General features: G+C 72.2%; 19 protein-coding genes, 1 tRNA gene, 1 pseudogene and 1 riboswitch. Of the genes and pseudogenes, 10 read left to right on the forward strand and 11 right to left on the reverse strand.

Annotated elements, in window-relative coordinates:
* Positions 1-16 precede the first annotated feature (16 nt).
* Positions 17-177: riboswitch (cobalamin riboswitch) on the forward strand.
* A gap of 160 nt (positions 178-337) precedes the next feature.
* The 3 genes from QOM21_RS12730 to QOM21_RS12740 all read left to right on the forward strand — a co-directional run bounded on the left by QOM21_RS12730 (position 338) and on the right by QOM21_RS12740 (position 5909).
* Positions 338-2773: a ribonucleoside-diphosphate reductase subunit alpha gene (locus tag QOM21_RS12730; protein ID WP_407550014.1), complete on the forward strand. Its 2436-nt coding sequence runs from the start codon at positions 338-340 to the stop codon at positions 2771-2773.
* Positions 2773-3825 carry a ribonucleotide-diphosphate reductase subunit beta gene (locus tag QOM21_RS12735; protein WP_407550015.1) on the forward strand — a complete coding sequence of 351 codons (1053 nt, stop codon included), beginning with the start codon at positions 2773-2775 and terminating at the stop codon, positions 3823-3825. The genes QOM21_RS12730 and QOM21_RS12735 overlap by 1 nt, the downstream gene beginning before the upstream one ends.
* A 110-nt stretch (positions 3826-3935) precedes the next feature.
* Entirely contained in the window at positions 3936-5909 is a 1974-nt protein-coding gene (locus QOM21_RS12740) for a transglycosylase domain-containing protein (protein WP_407550016.1), read from the forward strand.
* 64 nt (positions 5910-5973) lie between these two features.
* Here the strand turns inward: QOM21_RS12740 and def are convergent, their stop codons facing one another.
* From def to QOM21_RS12780, 8 genes and pseudogenes are all read right to left on the reverse strand, one after another.
* Complete coding sequence (def, locus tag QOM21_RS12745) at positions 5974-6618, reverse strand: peptide deformylase (protein WP_407550017.1); 645 nt, start codon at positions 6616-6618, stop codon at positions 5974-5976.
* Positions 6619-6686: 68 nt separating this feature from the next.
* Positions 6687-7688 (reverse strand): tetratricopeptide repeat protein, encoded by a 1002-nt coding sequence (locus QOM21_RS12750; protein WP_393896634.1) that lies wholly within the window; start codon positions 7686-7688, stop codon positions 6687-6689.
* Between the two features lie 560 nt (positions 7689-8248).
* The gene (locus tag QOM21_RS12755) at positions 8249-9520 is read right to left on the reverse strand and encodes an HD-GYP domain-containing protein (protein ID WP_407555654.1); all 1272 of its coding nucleotides are present in this window, start codon (positions 9518-9520) and stop codon (positions 8249-8251) included.
* 473 nt (positions 9521-9993) lie between these two features.
* Positions 9994-11295 (reverse strand): annotated as a pseudogene (locus QOM21_RS12760) (HD-GYP domain-containing protein); the annotation flags it as partial.
* A gap of 157 nt (positions 11296-11452) precedes the next feature.
* Positions 11453-11863, reverse strand: a complete 411-nt coding sequence (gene rsrA, locus QOM21_RS12765) for a mycothiol system anti-sigma-R factor (RefSeq protein ID WP_407550018.1) — start codon at positions 11861-11863, stop codon at positions 11453-11455.
* The gene (locus tag QOM21_RS12770) at positions 11860-12564 is read right to left on the reverse strand and encodes a sigma-70 family RNA polymerase sigma factor (RefSeq protein ID WP_393896636.1); all 705 of its coding nucleotides are present in this window, start codon (positions 12562-12564) and stop codon (positions 11860-11862) included. Before QOM21_RS12770 ends, rsrA begins: the two co-directional genes overlap by 4 nt.
* A 323-nt stretch (positions 12565-12887) precedes the next feature.
* On the reverse strand, positions 12888-13535 hold the full coding sequence (locus tag QOM21_RS12775) for an alpha/beta family hydrolase (protein WP_407550019.1): 648 nt from the start codon (positions 13533-13535) through the stop codon (positions 12888-12890).
* A gap of 58 nt (positions 13536-13593) precedes the next feature.
* Positions 13594-14439, reverse strand: a complete 846-nt coding sequence (locus QOM21_RS12780) for an SOS response-associated peptidase (protein WP_407550020.1) — start codon at positions 14437-14439, stop codon at positions 13594-13596.
* A gap of 35 nt (positions 14440-14474) precedes the next feature.
* Between QOM21_RS12780 and QOM21_RS12785 the strand changes: the two genes are divergently transcribed.
* The 4 genes from QOM21_RS12785 (at position 14475) to QOM21_RS12800 (ending at position 18175) form a co-directional block, all read left to right on the forward strand.
* A complete protein-coding gene (locus tag QOM21_RS12785; RefSeq protein ID WP_407550021.1) occupies positions 14475-15188 on the forward strand; it encodes a M50 family metallopeptidase in 714 nt (237 codons plus the stop codon).
* 187 nt (positions 15189-15375) lie between these two features.
* Positions 15376-16740 carry a 3-phosphoshikimate 1-carboxyvinyltransferase gene (gene aroA / locus QOM21_RS12790; protein WP_407550022.1) on the forward strand — a complete coding sequence of 455 codons (1365 nt, stop codon included), beginning with the start codon at positions 15376-15378 and terminating at the stop codon, positions 16738-16740.
* A 14-nt stretch (positions 16741-16754) separates the two neighbouring features.
* On the forward strand, positions 16755-17762 hold the full coding sequence (gene rsgA / locus QOM21_RS12795; protein WP_407550023.1) for a ribosome small subunit-dependent GTPase A: 1008 nt from the start codon (positions 16755-16757) through the stop codon (positions 17760-17762).
* A gap of 89 nt (positions 17763-17851) precedes the next feature.
* Positions 17852-18175 (forward strand): DMT family transporter, encoded by a 324-nt coding sequence (locus QOM21_RS12800; protein WP_407550024.1) that lies wholly within the window; start codon positions 17852-17854, stop codon positions 18173-18175.
* Between the two features lie 66 nt (positions 18176-18241).
* Here QOM21_RS12800 and QOM21_RS12805 read toward each other — a convergent pair whose 3' ends face one another.
* On the reverse strand, positions 18242-18964 hold the full coding sequence (locus tag QOM21_RS12805; protein ID WP_407550025.1) for a TetR/AcrR family transcriptional regulator: 723 nt from the start codon (positions 18962-18964) through the stop codon (positions 18242-18244).
* Positions 18965-19127: 163 nt separating this feature from the next.
* On the opposite strand from QOM21_RS12805, the gene hisN reads away from it, so the two are divergent.
* Positions 19128-19931, forward strand: coding sequence for a histidinol-phosphatase (gene hisN, locus QOM21_RS12810; RefSeq protein WP_407550026.1), 804 nt, complete (start codon positions 19128-19130; stop codon positions 19929-19931).
* A 151-nt stretch (positions 19932-20082) separates the two neighbouring features.
* The gene (locus QOM21_RS12815) at positions 20083-20484 is read left to right on the forward strand and encodes a cyclic nucleotide-binding/CBS domain-containing protein (protein WP_407555655.1); all 402 of its coding nucleotides are present in this window, start codon (positions 20083-20085) and stop codon (positions 20482-20484) included.
* Positions 20485-20660: 176 nt separating this feature from the next.
* Here the strand turns inward: QOM21_RS12815 and QOM21_RS12820 are convergent, their stop codons facing one another.
* Complete coding sequence (locus tag QOM21_RS12820; protein WP_407550027.1) at positions 20661-22145, reverse strand: catalase; 1485 nt, start codon at positions 22143-22145, stop codon at positions 20661-20663.
* A gap of 138 nt (positions 22146-22283) precedes the next feature.
* On the opposite strand from QOM21_RS12820, the gene QOM21_RS12825 reads away from it, so the two are divergent.
* A complete protein-coding gene (locus QOM21_RS12825) occupies positions 22284-22703 on the forward strand; it encodes a Fur family transcriptional regulator (protein WP_393896646.1) in 420 nt (139 codons plus the stop codon).
* A 237-nt stretch (positions 22704-22940) separates the two neighbouring features.
* Here QOM21_RS12825 and QOM21_RS12830 read toward each other — a convergent pair.
* Positions 22941-23014, reverse strand: a tRNA-Met gene (locus QOM21_RS12830).
* Between the last annotated feature and the right edge of the window lie 11 nt (positions 23015-23025).

A 23025-nucleotide genomic window follows, 5' to 3' on the forward strand; every position in this document is an offset into this window, starting at 1 on the left:
TGGGGGTGCACACGAGAAGGCACCCCCACATGTATGCTCGTGCTCGCTGTCGCCGCAGGGGAATCCGGTGCGAATCCGGAACTGTCCCGCAACGGTGTACGAGTGCGCCCATAAGGCCCCAAAGCCTTGCCGCGCGCCCGTGGAGTCCGAGGACCTGCCGACGGTACGCCCGCACCGCCATCGGTGCGAGCGTCGATACGTCCGGGCCCCGTGGGATGGGCCGGTGGACGCCGCGCGGTGTGCCCGCGCACCCCGAACGACTCCGGGGTGCCCCACGCCCGCGCGCGCCCGTCGCGCCCCTCCCTCCTGGCCCCCGCCGAGTGAGGGAGAGCAGCACGTGACCATCGCGCCAACGGAGCCCGCGTCAGACGCCGAGGTCGTGCGGTCCGCGCCGCCCGCCCCCGCCGACCGGGTCGAGGACGGCCCCGGCGTCGCCCTGCTGCGCACGCTGACCGAGCTGACCGAGGACCTGACCGCGACCGACCCCGGCAAGGTGGCCGCCGCCGCCCTCCGAGGCCGCCACGCGGGCTCCGACGAGGCGGAGTTGCGCTCCCTGGCGATCGAGGCCGCGGCCGGTCTGATCGGTGACGAGCCGCAGTACTCCCGCCTCGCCGCGCGGCTGCTCACCCTCGCCATCGCCGAGGAGGCCGCGGGCCAGGGCGCCACCTCCTTCTCGGCCTCGGTGGACACCGGCCACCGCGAGGGTCTGATCGCCGACGCGACCGCCGCGTTCGTGCGCACCCACGCCGCCCGCCTGGACGCCGCCGTCGACAAGGCACTCGCCGACGGCGCCGACGACCGCTTCGGCTACTTCGGCCTGCGCACCCTGCACTCCCGCTACCTGCTGCGGCACCCCACCACCCGTCAGGTCATCGAGACGCCGCAGCACTTCCTGCTCCGGGTGGCCTGCGGTCTCGCCGAGAACGACTCCGGCGCCGCGCTGGACGACGTCGCCGAGCTGTACCGCCTCACCAGCTCGCTGTCCTATCTGCCCTCCTCCCCCACCCTGTTCAACTCCGGCACCCGCCACCCGCAGATGTCCTCCTGCTATCTGCTGGACTCCCCGCTGGACGAACTCGACTCGATCTACGACCGGTACCACCAGGTCGCCCGGCTCTCCAAGCACGCCGGCGGTATCGGTCTGTCCTACTCCCGGATCCGCGCACGGGGGTCGCTGATCCGGGGCACCAACGGCCACTCCAACGGCATCGTGCCGTTCCTGCGCACCCTGGACGCCTCGGTCGCGGCGGTGAACCAGGGAGGCCGCCGCAAGGGCGCCGCCTGCGTCTACCTGGAGACCTGGCACGCCGACATCGAGGAGTTCCTGGAGCTGCGCGACAACACCGGCGAGGAGGCCCGCCGTACGCACAACCTCAACATCGCGCACTGGATCCCGGACGAGTTCATGCGCCGCGTCGAGGCGGACGCCGACTGGTCGCTGTTCTCGCCGTCCGACACCCCGGAGCTGGTGGACCTGTGGGGCGCGGAGTTCGACGCCGCCTACCGCAGGGCCGAGGCCGAGGGCAAGGCGCTCAAGCAGATCCCGGCCCGGCTGCTGTACTCGCGGATGATGCGGACCCTGGCGCAGACCGGCAACGGCTGGATGACGTTCAAGGACGCCGCCAACCGCACCGCCAACCAGACCGCCGAGCCCGGCAAGGTCGTCCACTCGTCCAACCTGTGCACCGAGATCCTGGAGGTCACGGACGACGGCGAAACCGCGGTCTGCAACCTCGGGTCGGTCAACCTCGCCGCGCATCTCGGCGACGAGACGGCCGGCTGGGAGGACGCGATGGACTGGGAGCGGCTGGACGCGACGGTCCGCACCGCCGTCACCTTCCTCGACCGCGTCGTGGACATCAACTTCTACCCGACCGACCAGGCCGGCGCCTCCAACTCCCGCTGGCGGCCGGTGGGTCTGGGTCTGATGGGGCTGCAGGACGTCTTCTTCCGGCTGCGGCTGCCCTTCGACTCCCCCGAGGCGCGGGAGCTGTCGACCCGCATCTCCGAGCGGATCATGCTCGCCGCGTACGAGGCGTCCGCCGACCTCGCGGAGCGGCACGGCCCGCACCCGGCCTGGTCCTCGACCCGCACCGCCCGCGGTGTGCTGCACCCCGACCACTACCCGAACGCCGAGCCCCGCTGGGCGGACCGGTGGGCTGCGCTGCGGAACCGGATCGCGGCGACCGGGATGCGCAACTCCCTGCTCCTGGCCATCGCGCCGACCGCGACGATCGCCTCCATCGCCGGTGTCTACGAGTGCATCGAGCCGCAGGTCTCCAACCTCTTCAAGCGCGAGACGCTGTCCGGCGAGTTCCTCCAGGTCAACGCCTATCTGATCGAGGAGCTCAAGGCGCTGGGGCTGTGGGACGCGCGGACCCGTGACGCCCTGCGCGAGGCCAACGGCAGCGTGCAGGACGTCGAGTGGATCCCCGAGGAGGTCCGGGCGCTCTATCGCACCGCCTGGGAGATCCCGCAGCGCGCGCTGATCGACATGGCCGCGGCCCGTACGCCGTACCTCGACCAGAGCCAGTCGCTGAACCTCTTCATGGCGTCGCCGACCATCGGCAAGCTCAGCTCGATGTACGCCTACGCCTGGAAGCGCGGCATCAAGACCACGTACTACCTGCGCTCGCGTCCGGCCACCCGCATCGCGCAGTCGGCGCGCGGCACGGCGGCCGCCGCCCCCGTACCCGTCCCCCAGCAGGCCACCGACCCCGACGCGGTCGCCTGCTCCCTGGAAAACCCCGAGTCCTGCGAGGCCTGCCAGTAATGACCACCGAAGCCACCACCGCGTCCGCGGCACACACCGCCACCACCGGCACCAAGAACCTCCTGGACCCGGGCTTCGAGCTGACGCTGCGCCCCATGCGGTACCCGGACTTCTACGACCGCTACCGCGACGCGATCAAGAACACCTGGACCGTGGAGGAGGTCGACCTCCACTCCGACGTCACCGACCTCGCCAAGCTCTCGCCGGGCGAACAGCACATGATCGGCCGGCTCGTCGCGTTCTTCGCGACCGGCGACTCGATCGTGGCCAACAACCTGGTCCTGACGCTCTACAAGCACATCAACTCCCCCGAGGCGCGGCTGTACCTGAGCCGGCAGCTCTTCGAGGAGGCGGTGCACGTCCAGTTCTATCTGACGCTGCTGGACACCTACCTCCCCGACCCGGACGACCGCGCCGCGGCCTTCGCGGCCGTGGAGAACATCCCGTCCATCCGCGAGAAGGCCGAGTTCTGCTTCAAGTGGATGGACTCGGTCGAGAGCATCGACCGGCTGGAGTCCCGGGCCGACCGCCGCCGGTTCCTGCTCAACCTGATCTGCTTCGCGGCCTGCATCGAGGGGCTGTTCTTCTACGGCGCCTTCGCCTACGTCTACTGGTTCCGCTCGCGCGGCCTGCTGCACGGCCTGGCCACCGGCACCAACTGGGTGTTCCGCGACGAGTCCATGCACATGGAGTTCGCGTTCTCGGTGGTGGACACGGTCCGCCAGGAGGAGCCCGACCTCTTCGACGACAAGCTGGAGCAGCAGGTCGTCGAGATGCTCAAGGAGGCGGTCGAGGCGGAGCTGCAGTTCGGCCGTGACCTGTGCGGCGAGGGCCTGCCGGGCATGAACACCGAGTCGATGCGCGAGTACCTCCAGTGCGTCGCCGACCAGCGGTTGCAGCGGCTGGGCTTCCCGCCCGTGTACGGCTCGGAGAACCCGTTCTCCTTCATGGAGCTGCAGAACGTCCAGGAGCTGACGAACTTCTTCGAGCGCCGGGCCTCGGCCTACCAGGTCGCCGTCGAGGGCTCGGTCTCCTTCGACGACGAGTTCTGATCCGCGCGTTCACCACCGAGCCTGCCGCGACGCCCCTTCGCCCCGCCCGCCGATTGTGAGCATTCGGTTAGCCGGCAAACCGGCCCGGCTCCCGCCTCGTCTACGGGAGCATGAAGGGAACGAAGGGGCGTCGCAGGTTCATCGACTATCCGCGCCGGGGGCGGGAGGGGCCGCGCCGCTGGCTGCCCTCCTGGCGCCTGGTGGCCGGCACCTTCGGCGCCGGCCTCGCGGGCGTCGCCGGCCTGTTCGCACTCGTCTACGTCAACGTCGGCATCCCGAACGAGAACGACCTGGCCGGGCGGGAAGCCACCGTCTACTACTGGGCGGACGGCAGCCAGATGGTGAGCGTCGGGCCGGTCAACCGGCAGAACATTTCGCTCGACAAGGTGCCCGACTCCGTGGAGAGCGCCGTCATCGCCGCGGAGAACGCCACCTTCTACAGCGACTCGGGCGTCTCGTTGAAAGGCATCGCCCGCGCCGTCGTGAACATGGTTTCCGGCGAGGACGCGCAGGGCGGTTCCACCATCACCCAGCAATACGTGAAGAACACCTATCTCTCGCAGGACCAGACGGTCACCCGCAAGGTCAGGGAATTCATCATCTCCCTGAAGGTGAACAACCAGAAGTCCAAGCAGGAGATCCTTCGGGGCTACCTCAACACCAGCTGGTTCGGCCGGGGTTCGTACGGCATCCAGGCCGCCGCGCACGCGTATTACGGCATCGACGCCCAGCGGCTGAACCCTGGACAGGCCGCCCTGCTGGCCGCCCTGCTGAAGGGGGCGGACCAGTACGATCCGGGCCTGGGCAAGGCATCCCACGAGCGCGCCGTGGCACGCTGGAAATGGATTCTGGACCGGCAGGTCGAAACCGGCGTCATGAGCGAGGCCGAGCGGGCGAAGTACCGCGTCTTCCCCGAGCCCCGGGCCTTGGAGAAGCCCACCAGCCAGGCCGGGCAGACCGGTTATCTGGTCGATGTGGCCAACAAGTTCATCAAGAGCGGCAGCGGCCTGACCGACAAGGACCTGGCGCGCGGCGGCTACCGGATTTACACCACCTTCGACAAACAGCGCACCCGGCGGCTGGAAAAGGCGGTCTCCGCGGTCCGCAAACGCGACCTCGATCCGAAGAAGCGGAAGTCCGACGCCTTCGTGGAATTCGGCGCGGCGTCGGTCCGCCCCCGCGACGGCGCGATCGTCGCCCTCTACGGCGGCACGGACGCCACCCGGCACTTCAACAACAACGCGGACACCACGGCCGTCCCCGCGGGCTCGGCCTTCAAGCCGTTCGTCCTCGCCGCCGCGCTGCAACAGCAGGCCGAGGAGCTCGGCACGAAACCGGTGCCGGCGGGCCGGGAGACCTCCCCCTCCAGCGATCTCTTCGGGGCCCTGATGCAGGGCGAGAACCCGCCGTTCGTCAAGGCCGGGCAGCAGATCGGACTGGGCCGCATCCGCCAACTCGCGCTGGCCGCGGGCCTGCACAAGGAGAGCCTGGCGCGCCTGGAGCCGACCTTCCCGCTGGGCACCTCGGCTCCCAGCGCGATCCGACTGGCGAGCGCGTACACCACCTTCGCCAACGGCGGCGAGCACGCCGACCCGTACGCGGTCTCCCGGGTCACCCACGACGGCAGGCCGCTCGACGGCTTCGACCGGCCGGCACCGGAGCAGGTCCTCACACCCGACGTCGCCCAGCAGGTGACCGGCGCCCTGGAGGGCTGGGGCTGGCGCACCCTCGGGCCGGACCTGGGCCGCTCCACCGACGGCAAGGGCCACGACGGGCCGGACGGCACCGGCGGGCAGGTCTATCGGCCGGTCGCGGCCGGCGGCAGCGAGCCGGGCGACCGGTTGAAATCGGCGTGGTTCATCGGCACCGCGGCGGGCGCCGGTGGCGGCACGGGCCCCGGGATCCGGCCGGACCGCGCGCCGGGAGCCGGTGACGGCAGCGAGCCGACCACCGCCGTCACGGTGTTCCGCAACAAGCCGGGAGCGCCGGAGCTGCTGCCGATGCAGGGCGTGGGCGGCTCCGGGACCGGTCTGGGCACGTCCCTCCCGCCCCGGGTCTGGACGGCCTACCAGGACGCCTCATGACCCTGCGGCGCCCGCACGGCCCCGCACCTCGCGCCGGCACCCCTCGGTGCCGGCGCGGCGGAGGTCAGTCGTTGGCGACGACGGGGTAGCGCGGCTCGACCTCGGCCATCTGCTTCAGCGCGTCCTTGCGGTCACGCTTGGAGAGCCGGTCGATGTAGAGGTAGCCGTTGAGGTGGTCGGTCTCGTGCTGGAGGCAGCGCGCGAAGTAGCCGGTACCCCGGATCGCGATCGGGTTGCCCTCGGCGTCCTGGCCCCGCACCACGGAGTAGTCGGGACGGGCCAGCTCGGCGTACGCGCCCGGCACCGACAGGCAGCCCTCGTTGGAGTCGTCCAGCACCCGCCGCTCGACCGGCAGCTCGTCGAGAACCGGGTTGCAGACCGCGCCGACGTGCCGCACACCGGAGTCGTCGAGGCAGTCGTAGACGAAGACCTTCAGGTCCACACCGATCTGGTTCGCGGCCAGCCCCACGCCCTCGGCGGTCCGCTGGCTGGCGAACATGTCATCGATGAGCCGGCCGAGCTCGTCACCGAACTCCGTGACGTCCTTGCACTCCTTGTGGAGCACCGGGTTGCCGACGACCGTGATCGGCCGCGACGTGCCACGCTCACGGTGGGCGGCCTCCCGCTGCGCCGCGTCCGTCGTGTCGTCGATGAACTCTTCGTCCACGCGCTGCTCACCGTCTTGATCAAACACAGGCTGCTGGGCCATTTCCGCCGTACGCCTTCCTGAAAACCCTGATTAGTCGCCCTACAGACTACGGGGGCACCACCGGGCGCTCAGCAGACCTCTTCGAGATCCCGCCATTCCCGGGTGTCCGGGCTGTCGGCGACCCAGCCGTCCAGCAGCCCGCGCACCAGGGCGGAGGGCGCGGCGATACCGCATTCGCGCTCCGGCACCCACAGGGAGCCCGAGCCCGCCGTACGGTGCCCCAGCGGACCGGGGTGACCCGGCTCACTGTGGTCGTGCGGGTCCATGTGCTCGCCGTCGCCCTCGTCGCTGGGCATCCGGCTCTCCGAGCACGTACGGCACAGCAGCCGCACGGACGACGACCAGTCCTCCGCGGCAAAGCCCGCATCGGCCGCCAGGCGCTCCAGGGCGTCCCGGTCGTCCTCGGTGGCGGCCTCCAGCAGCACCACCCAGGTCGGGACGGGGGACGGCGCCCACAGCTCGATCTCGTCGAAGACCGGGAAGGCCCGCGTGGCGCCGTCGGCGCCGGCGGCGGTGATCCGCTCGCCGTGCGGGACGCCGTCGTGCAGCACGACCTCGCCCCAGCGCCGCCCGGAGGACGGCAGCGGGATCGACAGCACCTCGATACGGGCCGGGTCCAGCCTCCGGCCCCAGACCACCTCCGCCTCGCCCTCGGGCGAGAGACGGACGGCGGCGCTGCCCAGGGCCATCCCGCTCGGCTCCGCGGAGGGCGAGCCCTCGGTGGGCACCTTGAGGCCGTATGCCTGCCAGGCGCGGCGGGCCAGCGGCCAGTCCTGCAGGGCGGTGGCGGCGATACCGACGTTCCACCAGTCGGGCGCCCCGGTCTCGCGGTCGAGCAGCGCGACGGCCCGCAGTCCCGCGGCCCTGGCCTGCTCCCAGTCGTGCCGGAACTTGTGCAGCAGGGCGAGGTTGAACCACGACTCCGAGAGCCACGGCTCCATGTCCGCGGCACGCGTCAGCAGCGCCCCCGCGTCCTCGTAACGGCCGTCGCCGATCAGCGTGAAAGCGCGGTCGGTCGCCTGCCGCCACGAGGCGGAGGGCCGGTGCCGTACCTTGCCGAAGATCCTCACGATTCCCGCCTGCTGGTTGCTCCTGATGCCGCTGCCGGAAGTGCTCCGAGCGGCTGCCGGGCCTCTGGGGGCCTACTCGACAACCTGCCACAGATTGCCGTCCGGCTCAGCCCGGTTCTGCTGCGCCCCCCTGCGGCTCCTTGCCCTTGGCCGACCCCCTGAACCCCCTGTGAGGGGCTCTCTTCGCATCCAACCATGCCCATCTCGCGGGGCGCTCATTACCCATCGGTTCCATGACATGTGTGAGCAACCGGGCCCGGGAAGCTGCTATGTGCCGTCCGTGGCCGCCCGAGCGCCGTGCCGGTGTCCGGGCCGCCCGTGAGCCGCTGCGGCACCGCACCCGGGCCCCGGAGCCCGCTCCGGGCCAGGCGCTGCCTGCGTGCCCTGGCTGCCCTGCGCCGCGATCGCGCCCGGTGTCCCGCGACGCCGCGTCCGGCCCGCTCCGCGCGGGAGAGCCGCCCGAGAGCCCGCGGGCGGCCGCAGCCGCTCGGTTGCGCCTCCGGCGAACACCCCCCGGAACCGGCCATGTCCTCGCCTGCCGGCCCGGCGCGGGGCGGCCGTCACCCCGTCCGGCCACCTCGCGCGAGGACCCGTGCGAGCGCCTCGACCACCCTGGGTTCGTGGTCCTGGGCGGTGGCCAGCCGCAGCCGCTCCATGGCGCGCAGCGCGCCCCCGGGCCCCCCGGACTCCCCCGCCAGGTCGTCGTAGGCGTTGACCGTGCGGACGATACGCGCGGTGACCGGCTGGTCCCGGTACGGATCCGCCTGCCGCTCGACGATCACGGCGACCTCCGCGGGCACCCCGGTCTGCCGCACCACCGCACCGCCCAGCAGCGCGATCCGGCGCTGCTCGGCGGGCGCCAGCACGGCGGTCGCGCCCGCGGGGACCGGGTCGAGCAGCGACAGCTGGCCGATGTCGTGCATCAGCGCGGCGTATTCCAGCACATCCAAATCCGGTTCGCTCAGGCCCAGTTCACGCCCGACGGCACGGCTGAGCCCGGCCACCCGGCGGGCGTGTCCGTGCGGGGTGTAGCCGGCGATCTCGGTGGAGCGCGCCAACGAGGCGATGGTCTGCCGGTAGGTGGTGCGGACCGCCGCGAACCGGCGGAAGGCGAACTGGGTCAGCAGCAGCGGCACGCAGAAGACCGGCAGCGCCCACAGCCCGGCGACCGCGGTGGCGAGCGAGATGACCACTCCGGTGGCGCAGATGGCGGAGCCGATACCGATCAGCGCGCGCAACTCGTCGCGCAGCAGCGGGCCGTACGGCCAGCCGGTCCGGGCGCGGGCGAGCGCGGCGGCCAGTACCGCGTCGCAGAGGGCGGTGAGCGCCAGCAGTCCGATCAGGAACAGCGGATAGACCGGCCCCTTGGCCACCCACTGCGTCAACCGGCCGGAGTTGTAGAGGGGTTGGAAGCAGGTGGCCGCGAAGCCCACGGTCAGGACGCGGCGGGCGAGGTGGTCGAGTGCCGGGCCCCGGCCGAACGCGACATGCGGGACGAGCCCCACCAGCCCGGCCGCCACGACCACCGTGACGGACTGCGGGACGCCGTGGGTGCTCGGCCGCCCGCCGACCTCGCCGAGCAGGGCGTAGGCGAGGGCGCAGGCGGCGCCGAGCGGTGCGCTCTCCCGCTCGCCGGGCCCCCGGCCGCGCCCGCCGCTCCGCGCCGGCCCCCAGCGCACGAGCTCGCCGACCGCGATCAGTACCCCGAAGGCCAGCGCGACACCGGGCTCGCCCAGGCCCTCCCACAGCGTCCGGCCCAGTGCCCAGCACGCCAGCGCGGCGGCGGCCGCGTGGACACCGACCACGACGCCGTAGGAGTGACGGGCGGGCACGCCGTACCCCAGGCCGGTGTGGTGACCGTCCGCGCGGCCGACCGACGTGGCATCGGCCGCCCCGCGTGCGTGTGCGCCGTGCGGCCTGCGTCCCGCGCCGCGGGGCGCCACCGGTCCGCCGCTCACCGCCCGCCGTCCCGCCAGGGCCGTCCGGCCCGTCCCGACCGGCGCACGGACCCGACAGCCGTACGCTCCGGCTCCCCCTCGCCCGCGCAGCAGCCGGCGCCGCCGTCACGGCCTGCACCGCCCGCGTCACCACGGGCCGCGTCACCACCGGCAGCGCGGCCGCCGGCGGGGGCCGCCCGTCCGGCGACCGGCCGTTCCGTGTCCGCACCGGCCTTACGCGCGCCCGTCCGCCCCGCTTCCGCTGCTCCGTCCCGCCCCGGTGGCGGGACGTTTCCTCTCCCCGCCTGCGCCACGCCCCGCTCCCCCGCGAGCGGCGCCGTCGCGGCGCCGCCGTCCACCGCCACGACCGGCGGGACCACGGTCCCGGGGTCGGCGTCCGCCGCAGTCACCAGGTCCGGGTGCCAGCCGTACCGCTCCAGCGCCGCAGCGAGCGCCCGGACCATCCGCGGATCGAACTGCGCACCGGCGCACTTGCGCAGCTCGGCCACCGCGGTGGGCACCGGCCGGGCCCGGCGGTAGGAGCGGGTGGAGGTCATCGCGTCGAAGGCGTCGGCGACGGCCACCACCCGGGCGAACTCCGGAATGCGGTGCCCCGACAGGCCGTAGGGATACCCCCGGCCGTCCAGCCGCTCGTGGTGGTGCAGGATCGCGGCCCGCGCCTCGCCCAGGAATCCGATGCCGCGCACGATCTCGTGCCCGTACTCCGGGTGCAGCTCGATGACGCGGCGCTCCTCGGGGGTCAGCGGCCCGTCCTTGCGCAACAGGCGGGTGGGGACGCCGAGTTTGCCGACGTCGTGCAGGATCCCGGCGAACCGCAGCGCCTCCAGCCGGTCCTCCGCCATACCGAGTTCCCGGGCGATCATCACCGACGCCCGGCCGACCCGCTCGCTGTGCCCGCGGGTGTAGCGGTCCTTGATGTCCACCGCCTGGACGAGGGCGCGGATGGTGGCCTGGTGGGCGGCGCGTTCCTGGTGGCACTGGGCGAAGATCCAGCAGGAGACGTACATCGGCAGCAGCACCAGCAGCGCCGCGAGCGGACCGTAGGAGCTGCGCCACAGCACCGCCATCATCAACCCGGCGAGACCGTGGACGAGATGCGGCCCCAGGGACCGGGTCAGCAGACCCCGCCAGGCGCTGCGCACCGGGTGCCGCTCGGCGGCGACCAGCACCCCGCCGTCGAGAGCGGCGAGCACCACGCAGAAGGTGACCGCGGCGGCCGCCCCGGGGAGCAGCACCACCGGGAACTGCGGTGCGGACAGCGGGCGGTGGCCGATGGCGTCGAAGATCTCGGAGGCGGCGCCGCAGGCCAGCGCGAGCTGCGCGGCGTGCCACACCTTGCGGGCGCCGGTCCAGCGCACCTCGGCCTGCGCGACGAGCGCGCCCGGTACGGCGACCAGTGCGGCCAGTGGCGCGGGGAGGAGGAAGACGCCGGCCAGCAGCACGGGGAAGAACGAGCCGACGCCGAGGGGCCCCCGGCTGTCCGACATCGGCCGCTTGCGCAGCTGTTCGCAGAGTGCGTAGAGGGCCGCGAGGGCGAGAGCCCCGGCCCAGTCGGCGACGCCGCAACGTATCGCGGGGACGAGGCACAGTGCCGCCGCCAACGCGGCGCATCCGATGTACCACCGCGCGGCAACCGGAAGTCCCCGCATCGCGCCTCCTCCTACGCCCACCGCTCGCCCCCGCGGCCGCATTCGCGGCGCGAGGAATTCGGTGAGAATAGAGGGGCTGCGGCCCCGGAGAGGGGGCGTTAGCGGATCGGGCGGGACGAATCGCCCCGCCCCTCACCCCTTAGGGTGACGCGTCGCCTTATTCGGCCCGCGCGGCCTCGGCCCGTGCATCGCCCGGGTCGGCGGAGGGCGAACCGCCCGCGGTGCCGGAGTCGGCCGCCTCGGCGTCCGCCTGCTCCCGCTGGGCCTGTTCGTGCTTGGCCTGCTCCAGCACGCTCAGCTCCGGCACGGTCTCCCCGGCCCGGATCAGGTCGATCCGGCCCATGACCTTGGAGCGCAGGTCGGTGGGGACGTCGTCATGGCCGCAGCAGCGCTTGACGAGCTTCTTGACGGCCTGCTCCAGGCCGTACTTCTCCAGGCACGGCGAGCATTCGTCGAGGTGCACCTGGAACTCCGCGCACTCCCCGGCCGGCATCTCCCGGTCGAGATACTCGTAGAGGTGATCAAGAACCTCTGAGCAGTCCTTCTCGTGCGGCTCTCCGCAGCTCATGATCCCGAGCCTTTCCGGTCGTGCGACCCCGACGTCGGCGTGGCCTGCGCATCCGCGGCCGCGGCCCCCGCCGGGACCAGCCCGCGCTCACGGGCGTAATCCTCAAGCATGCCGCGCAGTTGGCGCCGGCCGCGGTGCAGACGGGACATCACCGTGCCGATGGGCGTCCCCATGATGTCCGCGATCTCCTTGTACGCAAAGCCCTCGACGTCCGCGAGATAGACCGCGATGCGGAACTCCTCGGGAATCGCCTGCAGAGCGGCCTTGACGTCGGAGTCGGGCAGGTGATCGAGCGCCTGGGACTCGGCCGAGCGCAGTCCGGTGGACATGTGCGACTCGGCGCGCGCGAGCTGCCAGTCCTCGATCTCCTCGGCGGCGCTGCGCTGCGGCTCCCGCTGCTTCTTGCGGTAGGAGTTGATGAACGTGTTCGTCAGGATGCGGTACAGCCACGCCTTGAGGTTGGTGCCCTCCCGGAACTGGTGGAAGGACGCGTACGCCTTCGCGTACGTCTCCTGCACCAGGTCCTCCGCGTCGGCCGGATTGCGCGTCATGCGCAGCGCGGCGGAGTACATCTGGTCCAGGAAGGTGAGCGCATCCCGCTCGAAGCGCGCGTTGCGCTCGGCGTCGCTCTCCTTCCGGCTCGCAGCCTTGTCCTCAGCCGTGCCGTCGGTCCCTGCGTCGGTCCCAGTGAACGGACCCACCTCCTCCAACACCGTGACGGATCCGGATGCGGACCCACTCGATTCGGAGAATAGACGACGATCAGGGGCCGCCGCCGCTCCAGCCACGGCGGGCTGCGTCACCTGCATCTGCGACCACTGCAGGTCGGCGGCCGGGCGGGCCGGGCAAGCGATTCCCATGCGGCGCACTCCATTCCTCGAGCTTCAGGTGGTACTCGCTGTTACGACACGCACAACATCGGCACCCCGCGGCACATTCCCGCCCCGCCCGCGCTTCCTCGCCCGCCCGGGCCGGCCGTCCCACCGCCCCGCCCCCGTGGGACCGGCTCCGGCAGGGCCCGCCGTCAGCCGAACAGGCCGTCCAGCCACTCCAGCACCGCGCCGGTGAGCACCGCCATCGACTCCGCCTCGCCGGTGCCCGCCTTCTTGGGCACCGCGAATCCGTGGTCGCCGTACGCCACCTCGGTGATCTGCGTGCCCTCCGGGAATTCCTCGGGCCGGCCGAACGGGTCCCGGCCGCCCTGGACGATCAGCGTCGGCACCCCGGCGCCGGTCAGCTCCTCCACCCGGGACTTCTCCGGCTTGCCCGGGGGATGCAGCGGGAAGCTCAGCGCCAGGACCGCGTGCGCACCCAGCTCCCGGGCCGTACGGCACGCCACCCGGGCGCCCGCGCTGCGGCCCCCGGCGACGACGGGCAGCCCCGGCTTGGCGAGAGCCGGCCACAGCGCCGTCCACCCGGCGTCCAGCGTCTTGGGCGCCGGCGCCACCTTCTTGCCCGCCACCCGCCACGGCTGCTCGACCAGCGCCACGGTGTAGCCGCGGGCCGGCAGCGCCGCGGCCAGGGCACGCAGATCCCGCGCCTCGATGCCGCCGCCGGCGCCGTGGCTGACCGCCACCACCGCCCGTGCGGGCACCGGATCGCGGTACCAGGTGATCCGGGCGTCGCCCCCGGGCGTCCCGACCGTCTCGCGCTCACTCGCCGCTGTGCTCATGCCCCTATCCTGCCCGGGCCGGCAGCCGATTCAGAGGCGGCAGCGCGGCGCGGCCGCCTCAGAAGAGGGTGCCGACCTCCGGCCCGTCGAGCTCGGCGACCAGCTCCGGCCCGTTGTTGCGGACGTTGCTGACGCCGGTGGGGACGGGGTGGGCGCGCATCAGCCCGGCCGGCGGCGGCGTCAGCAGCTCACGCAGCTCGTCGGGGTCGGTGCGCGCGGGGTCGAGCCAGGCGTCCCAGCGGTCCGGGGGCAGGACCAGCGGCATGCGGGGGTGGATGTCGGCGAGCGACTGCGGCCCCTCGCCGCCCGTGGCGCCGGCCAGCGGTGTGGTCTCCGCCTCGGTCGTGACCACGGTGCAGGTGACCCACCACGCCTGCGGGTGGTCGGCGGGCAGCGTCCCGTCGCGCCAGAACTCGAAGAGCCCGGCCATCGCCATCACGGAGCCGTCCGCGGGCGTCACGAAGTACGGCTGCTTCCGGCTCCGCTTCTTCTTCCCCTGCTCCTCCAGCTCGCGCTCGGCCGCGTCGGTGACCCACTCGAAATACCCGTCGCCGGGCAGCAGGCAGCGGCGGGTGGCGAACGCCTGCCGGTAGGAGGGCTTCTCGTGCACCGTCTCGGCCCGCGCATTGATCATCTTCACGCCGACGTCGGGTGATTTCGACCACGACGGGACCAGCCCCCAGCGCAGCGTCCGCAACTGGCGCACCGGGCCGCTCGGCGCATGGCCTACTCCGCCGCCCGCGGACGCCGCGCCCTTCAGGGGACGTTCGAGCACCGCGTACACGTTCTTCGTCGGGGCGACGTTCCAGTCGGGCGCCAGGGTCTCCGCCGGCTCCCACCGCTGGACGCCGAACGCTCCCACCAGGTCCTCGGGCCTGCGACTCGCTGCATACCTACCGCACATGCGTGCCAGACTGCCATGCCACACGAAGGGGAGACATGGACACCGATCACCTCACCGATGTATGGAGCCGCGTCTTCGGGACCCAGCCGGACCCCTCGTTCTGGCTGGTGATCGTCACGGGGGTGCTCGCGCTGGGCGCCGTCGTCCCGCACACCGCCTGGCGGCTGTCCCGCAACGCCGTCACCATCGCGCACGAGGGCGGGCACGGGCTGATCGCGCTGCTGACCGGCCGGCGCCTGGACGGCATACGACTGCACTCGGACACCTCCGGACTGACCGTCTCCCGCGGCAAGCCGACCGGGATCGGCATGATCCTGACCGCCGCGGCCGGCTACACCGCGCCGTCCCTGCTGGGCCTCGCGGGCGCCGCGCTGCTGGCCTCGGGCCACATCACGGCCCTGCTGTGGGGCGCCACCGCCCTGCTTCTGGCGATGCTCGTCATGATCCGCAACGCCTACGGCGTGCTCACCGTCGTCCTGGCCGGCGCCGCCTTCCTCCTCGTCTCCTGGCTGACGACGCCGGACGTCCAGGCGGCGTTCGCGTACGCGGTGGTGTGGTTCCTGCTGCTGGGCGGCGTGCGGCCGGCCTTCGAACTGCAGGGCAAGCGGCGGCGGGGCGGGGCGACGGACTCCGACCCCGACCAGCTGGCCCGGCTGACGCACGTGCCCGCGGCCCTCTGGCTCGGCCTCTTCCACGTCGTGTCGCTGTGCTGCCTGATGGGCGGCGGGCGCTGGCTGCTGGACGTCTGAGCCGCCGAGGCGCCCTCAGGTGACCGCTGCGGGCCGCCGGACCACCGATGACCCGGGCATCGGCCCCATCGGCACCCACCGCGTGCGCCTGCGTGACGCGCGGGCGCGTTACCAGGGTCGTGTTTCGTATACGTTGCGCCATTTTTGATCAAGATCGGCACCCTTGCCCAGCCATTAAAGTAAGGGCATGACCGAGAGCCCCGCACACCTCGCCCTGTGGCCCGCCCCCCTCGCCTCCGGGGCCGTCGATGCAACCGTCACCGTGCCCGGCTCCAAATCGGTCACCAACCGCGGCCTGGTCCTGGCCGCCCTCTCCTCCGAGCCCGGCTGGCTGCGCCGGCCCCTGCGCTCCCGCGACACCCTCCTGATGGCCGAGGCGCTGCGCACCATGGGCGTCGGCATCGAGGAGACCGCCTCCTCCAGCTCCGTGGGCGCCGCGGGCCAGACCTCCGGCGGCGAGGCATGGCGGGTCATCCCGGCCGGCCTGCACGGCCCGGCCACCGTCGCCGTCGGCAACGCCGGCACCGTCATGCGCTTCCTCCCGCCGGTCGCCGCCCTCGCCGACGGCCCGATCCGCTTCGACGGCGACCCCCGCTCCTACGAACGCCCCCTGGACGGCGTCATCGGCGCCCTGCGCGCCCTCGGCGCCCGCATCGACGACGACAACCGCGGCGCGCTGCCCATGACGGTGCACGGCGGCGGCGCCCTGGACGGCGGCCCCGTCGAGATCGACGCCTCCTCGTCCTCCCAGTTCGTCAGCGCCCTGCTGCTGTCCGCGCCGCGCTTCAACCAGGGCGTCGAGGTCCGGCACACCGGCTCCGCCCTGCCCTCGCTGCCGCACATCCGGATGACCGTCGACATGCTCCGCAGCGTCGGCGCCCAGGTCGACACCCCGGAGGCGGGCGGCGAGCCGAACGTGTGGCGGGTGACCCCCGGCGCCCTGCTGGGCCGCGACCTGGTCGTCGAGCCCGACCTCTCCAACGCCCAGCCGTTCCTGGCCGCCGCCCTGGTCACCGGCGGCCGGGTCACCATCCCCGACTGGCCCGAGCACACCACCCAGCCCGGTGACGCGCTGCGCGAGATCTTCACCACCATGGGTGGCTCCTGCGAGCTGACCGACCGCGGCCTGACCTTCACCGGCAGCGGCCGGATCCACGGCATCGACGTCGACCTGAGCGAGGTCGGCGAGCTGACTCCGGGCATCGCGGCCGTCGCCGCCCTCGCCGACTCCCCCTCCACCCTGCGCGGCGTCGCCCACCTGCGGCTGCACGAGACCGACCGGCTGGCCGCGCTCACCAAGGAGCTCAACGAGCTGGGCGGCGACGTCACCGAGACCGCCGACGGCCTGCACATCCGGCCCCGGCCCCTGCACGGCGGGATCTTCCACACCTACGAGGACCACCGGCTGGCCACCGCCGCCGCGATCATCGGCCTGGCCGTCGAGGGCGTGGAGGTGGAGAACGTCGCCACCACCGCCAAGACCCTGCCCGACTTCCCCGCGATGTGGACGGACATGCTCGATCCGGCCGCCGTCCCCGCCCGGAGAGTCTGAGGTCTGCCGCCGCCATGCGCCGCTACCGCAAGAACCCCGACGAGGACGACATCCGCGTCCGCCCCAACCCCAAGGGCAACCGTCCGCGCACCAACATCCGCCCCAAGCACGAGGACGCCAGCGAGGGCCTGGTCCTGACCGTCGACCGCGGCCGCCTGACCTGCCTGATCGACGGCCGCACGGTCCACGCCATGAAGGCCCGCGAACTCGGGCGCAAGAGCGCGGTGGTCGGGGACCGGGTCGCCGTCGTCGGCGACCTGACCGGCGACAAGGACACCCTCGCGCGGATCGTCCGGGTCCGGCCGCGCACCTCGACGCTGCGCCGTACGGCCGATGACGACGACCCGTTCGAGCGCGTGGTGGTCGCCAACGCCGACCAGCTCGCCATCGTCACCGCGCTCGCCGACCCCGAGCCGCGCCCCCGCCTCATCGACCGCTGTCTGGTCGCCGCCTACGACGCGGGGCTCGACCCGCTGCTGGTGCTGACGAAGTCCGATCTGGCGTCCGCCGACGCCCTCCTGGAGTCCTACGGCACGCTGGGCGTCCCCTACTTCGTCACCAACCGCGACGAACTCGCCGACGGCAGCGCGGCCGAGCGGATCAGGGAGCAGCTGTCCGGGCGCATGACGGCGTTCGTCGGGCACTCCGGCGTCGGCAAGACCACCCTGGTCAACGCGCTGGTCCCGGACCGCAGCCGGGCCGTGGGCCACGTCAACGCGGTGACCGGCCGCGGCCGGCACACCACCACCTCGGCCCTGGCGCTCCCGCTGCCCGGCGACTCGGGCTGGGTCATCGACACCCCGGGCGTACGGTCCTTCGGCCTGCACCACGTCGACCCCTCGCGGGTCATCCTGGCCTTCCCCGACCTCGTGCCGGGTACCGCCGAGTGCCCGCGCGCGTGCAGCCACGACGAACAGGACTGCGCGCTGGACCAGTGGGTGACCGACGGGCACGCCGATCCGGCACGCCTCTACTCACTGCGCCGGCTGCTGGCCACCCGCGAGCGACGCGAGGGCGACTGACTCCTGGGTTTGCTGCCGCCCCGCCGAGGTGAACGAATAAACTCACCAAGTCCGGCGAAGCGGTCACCGACTGACGGAGGCACAGGAATATGGCGTGGCTGCTGGTCGTGGTGGCGGGAATCCTGGAGACGGGCTTCGCGGTCTGCCTCAAGCTGTCACACGGCTTCACCCGACTCTTCCCCACCATCGCCTTCTGCGCCTTCGCCCTGGGCAGCTTCGGTCTGCTGACGCTCGCCCTGCGCAAACTCGACGTCGGCCCGGCCTACGCGGTCTGGACCGGCATCGGCGCGGCCGGCACGGCGATCTACGGCATGATCTTCCTCGGCGACGTGGTCTCCGTCCTCAAGCTCATCTCCATCACCCTCGTCATCGTCGGCGTCATCGGACTGCAGCTGTCCGGGGCGGCGCACTGAGGGGTTCCGACACCCGCTGACGCTGCCGACGGGCGCCCGTGGACGGTGACCGGCGGGGCTCCCGTCTCACCCGGGGCGAACCGCCTCTCCACCGGGCAGCCGGGCGAACGCCCCTCGCACAAGCCGCGACACCGCGTCCGTCTCGGCCTCCCGACGCGCCTGGGCCGGGCTCCCCACGGCGGACGGCCCGGCGCCGGGCCCCGCCGGGGCGACCACGCAGGACAGCGTCAACCGCGCCGCCGTCTCGCACGCGGCGCCCAGGGCGGGGAGTTCCTCCTGCGGCCAGTCCGGCTCGAGTGCCGCGACCGCCCGGTCGCAGAAGCGGCCGACCAGTTCGCCGGGCCCCGGCAACGGCCGCTCGGCGGACGGCACGGCGCGCTGTCCGGGCAGCCTCGGGCGGGGACCGCGCTGCGGCGCGCCGGGCGGGGGTGGCAGGCGCTCGCTCCAGCAGCCCGTCAGCGCGGCTCTGACCAGCGGGTTGGCGCGCGCGGTGCGCAGCGTCCAGGCCGCCGCGGCCACCACCCGGCCCGCCGCGGCATCCCTCGGTGCGGCGGCCTCGGGAGCCGGCCCGGTCTGCCGCAGCACCCGTTCCACTCCTTGGAGATAGCGCTCGGTCTCCCGGCTGACGAGGGCGCGGGCGAGCCCTTCCTTGCTGCCGAACTCGTTGTAGAGGGTCTGCCGGGACACCCCGGCAGCGGCCGCGACGTCCACCATCCGGACAGCCGCCCACGCCCGGGTCGTCAGCGCCTTGTAGGCGGCATCCAGCAAGGATTCTCGCGCAGCGGGCATCCGTCGCCTCCCCGGCAGCCGGCCCATGCGGCCGGTGTGCGCACAGAATTGACGGGGCGCCAGGGACTGTCAAGGGTCACCGCAGGGCGGGCCGGAAGGCACCACACGCCTGGCCCGGCATGGCCGTGTGGCTCCTGCGTATACCAGTGGATACTGTTCGCACATGCCCGACTATCACGATGATCTTCGCCTCGGCCATGTCCTCGCGGACGCCGCGGACGCCGCGACCATGGAGCGGTTCAAGGCTCTCGACCTCAAGGTCGAGACCAAACCCGACATGACCCCGGTGAGCGAGGCGGACAAGAACGCCGAGGAGCTGATCCGTGGCCACCTCCAGCGCGCCCGGCCACGCGACGCGGTGCTCGGCGAGGAGTTCGGCAGCGAGGGCTCCGGTCCACGCCGCTGGATCATCGACCCGATCGACGGGACGAAGAACTACGTGCGCGGCGTGCCGGTCTGGGCGACGCTGATCGCGCTGATGGAGCGCGGCGAGGGCGGCGACCGCCCGGTGGTCGGCATCGTCTCCGCACCGGCCCTGAACCGCCGCTGGTGGGCCGCCGAGGGCCTGGGGGCCTACACGGGCCGGAGCCTGACCTCCGCGACCCGGCTCCAGGTGTCGAAGGTCGGCAGCATCCAGGACGCCTCCTTCGCCTACTCCTCGCTGACCGGGTGGGAGGAGCGCGGCAGGCTCCCCGGTTTCCTCGATCTGACGCGGGACTGCTGGCGCACCCGCGGTTACGGCGACTTCTGGCCGTACATGATGATCGCCGAGGGCTCGGTGGACATCTGCGCGGAGCCGGAGCTGTCCCTGTGGGACATGGCGGCCTGCGCGGTCGTCGTCCAGGAGGCCGGCGGCCGGTTCACCGGCCTGGACGGCAAGCCCGGCCCGCACAGCGGCGACGCGGCGGCCTCCAACGGCCTGCTCCACGACGATCTGCTGAATTACGTCGGCGACGCAGGGCACTGACCTGCGAAGGGGCGGATGCGCGGACAACCGTCCGCGATCCGCCCCTTGTTGCATCCGCCTGGGCATGTGAACATGAGAATCCGCCAGTTTGTGAACTTGTGAAATCTTTCGCAAGGCGCATTCACCAAGGAGGTGGCTCCACTCCATGCCCATGTTCGTCAAAGACGCCATGAGCACGGTGGTCCTCACCATCGGGCCCGCTCACACCCTCCGCCAGGCCGCGCAACTGATGGCGGCCCGACGCGTCGGCGCGGCCGTCGTCCTCGACAGAGACAACAGCGGCCTCGGCATCCTCACCGAGCGCGACATCCTCAACTCCCTCGGCGCGGGCGACAACCCCGACCGGGAGACCGCCCAGACCCACACCACCTCGGATGTGGTCTTCGCCGCCCCCGACTGGACCCTTGACGACGCAGCGGACGCGATGGTGCGCGGCGGCTTCCGCCATCTCATCGTGCTCGACGACCACGAGCCGGTCGGCATCGTCTCGGTCCGCGACATCATCCGCTGCCGGTCGCACGCCGTCGAACGCGTCGACGCCGTACCCGCCTGAGCCGAGCCCGCCTCGCCTCCGGCCCGCCGAACGGGCCGGAGGCACTCACGGACGCACGAAGAGGCCGGAGCCCCATGGCGTCCGGCCTCTTCGTTTGTTACGGCAAGCGGCCCTTGTGCGAGCCCCGCGGCCGGCACCACGTCGCTGCTGCGACGGGATCGGGCCGCGAGGAACGGTCAGCCGCGCAGGGCCTGTACCGCGGCGTCCAGCCGCTTGCCGTAGTCCGCGTCCGCCTTGCGGAAGTTCTCGATCGCGCGCTGCGCGATGTCGTCACGGGAGACCTTCGCGATGAAGCCCGCGAGGTTGTCGATCAGGCGCTCCCGCTCGTCCTCGGACATCAGGCGGTAGAGGTCCCCCGCCTGCACGAAGTCGTCGTCCTCGGCATGCGAGGGGGCCGCGGTCTCGCCCGACCGGCCGGTCACCGCGACCGGCTGCCACAGCGGCCGACCGGTCTCGGCCGGACCACCGAAGCTGTTCGGCTCGTAGTTCTTCTGGCCCTTGTGACGGCCGTCGTAAAGGGCGCCGTCCCGGCCGTGGCTGCGCGCCTCGGTGGCGTGCGGGCGGTTCACCGGCAGGTGGTCGGCGTTGATGCCGACGCGGTAGCGGTGCGCGTCGCCGTACGCGAAGAGACGGCCCTGGAGCATCTTGTCGGGGGACGGGCCGATGCCCGGCACGAAGTGGTGCGGGGAGAAGATCGACTGCTCGACCTCGGCGAAGATGTTCTCCGGGTTGCGGTTGAGCTCCAGCTTCCCGATCTCGATCGGCGGGTAGTCCTCGTGCGGCCAGATCTTGGTCAGGTCGAACGGGTTGAAGCGGTAGTCGGCCGCATCGGCCGCCGGCATGATCTGCACCTGCACGGTCCAGCTCGGGAAGTCACCGCGCTCGATGGACTCCCGCAGGTCCCGCTGGTGGCTGTCGGGGTCCTCACCGGCGAGCTTGTTGGCCTCGTCCTGGGTGAGGTTCTTGATGCCCTGGTCGGTCTTGAAGTGGTACTTGACCCAGAACACCTCGCCCGCTTCGTTGTTCCACTGGAAGGTGTGCGAGCCGTAGCCGTTGAGGTGACGGTAGGAGGCCGGGATGCCGCGGTCACCGAACAGCCAGGTCACCTGGTGGGTGGACTCCGGCGAAAGCCCCCAGAAGTCCCAGACGTTGTCCGCCTCCTGCGAGCCGGTGTACGGGTCGCGCTTCTGGGTGTGGATGAAGTCCGGGAACTTGATGGCGTCCTTGATGAAGAACACCGGGGTGTTGTTGCCGACGAGGTCGTAATTGCCCTCTTCGGTGTAGAACTTCAGCGCCCAGCCGCGCGGGTCACGCACCGCGTCCGCCGCGCCGAGGTTGCCCGCGACGGTCGAGAAGCGCAGGAAGGTCTCGGTCTGCTTGCCGACCTCGGAGAGGAACTTCGCCCGGGTGTACTTCGTGACGTCCGCGGTCACCGTGAAGGTGCCGTACGCACCGGCGCCACGGGCGTGCACGATGCGCTCCGGGATGCGCTCGCGGTTGAAGTGCGCGAGCTTCTCGATCAGGAGCTGGTCCTGAATGAGACCAGGGCCGCCGATGCCGGCCGTCTCGCTGTTCTGGTTGTCCGCGACCGGGGCCCCGGTCTCCGTGGTCAGCGGTCCGGTGGTGCTCTCTACCGACACGTGCGCCTCCTGAAAGTTCATTTCACCTGCCCTGGGCTTGCGCCGGAGTCGATCCTACATTGGACATTGTCTAAGTCAAGAAGAGGACGAAACTCGTACCGGATCCGGCCATGGACGGCCGCTGCTACTCTGGCCCTATCTGACTGATAGGTGATTGGCATGAGTGACCTGCTGGAACGACTCCGGGGACGCGGCTGGCGGCTGACCGCACAGCGACGCGTCGTGGCCGAGGTCCTCGACGGGGACCACGTCCACTACACCGCTGACGAAGTACACGCGCGGGCGAGCGACCGGCTCCCCGAGATCTCCCGCGCCACCGTCTACAACACGCTCGGCGAGCTGGTCTCGCTCGGCGAGGTCATCGAGGTGAGCACGGACGGCCGCGCCAAGCGGTACGACCCGAACGCCCACCACGACCACCAGCACCTCGTCTGCTCGCAGTGCGGCACGATCCGCGACGTCCACCTCCAGGGCGACCCGCTCTCGGCCCTGCCGGAGCCGGAGCGCTACGGCTTCCAGGTGTCCGAGGTCACCGTGACCTACCGGGGCGTCTGCCCCAACTGCAGCGCCGGCTCCTGACACCGGAGCCGGCCGCCCGTTCCGCGCGGCCCGAGCCCGCGCCCCCGAGGGGGCGCGGGCTTGTTGGCGTGCGCGAGAGCAACAGGCGGCCCCACCGAGCAGACACCGAGACATGAGGGCGTCCGTCCGTACCGGGATCCCGGCGGGGGCCCCGCGAGGGCCGCAGGGCGCCGCCCCTCCGTACGCGAACATGACGAAGGCCCGGATTCTCGAAGAATCCGGGCCTTCGTCTTTCAGTAGCGGGGACAGGATTTGAACCTGCGACCTCTGGGTTATGAGCCCAGCGAGCTACCGAGCTGCTCCACCCCGCGCCGTTGTGTCC

Origin of the sequence: Streptomyces sp. Pv4-95 (assembly GCF_045782725.1) — a bacterium.
In the GTDB taxonomy this organism is placed as follows: domain Bacteria; phylum Actinomycetota; class Actinomycetes; order Streptomycetales; family Streptomycetaceae; genus Streptomyces.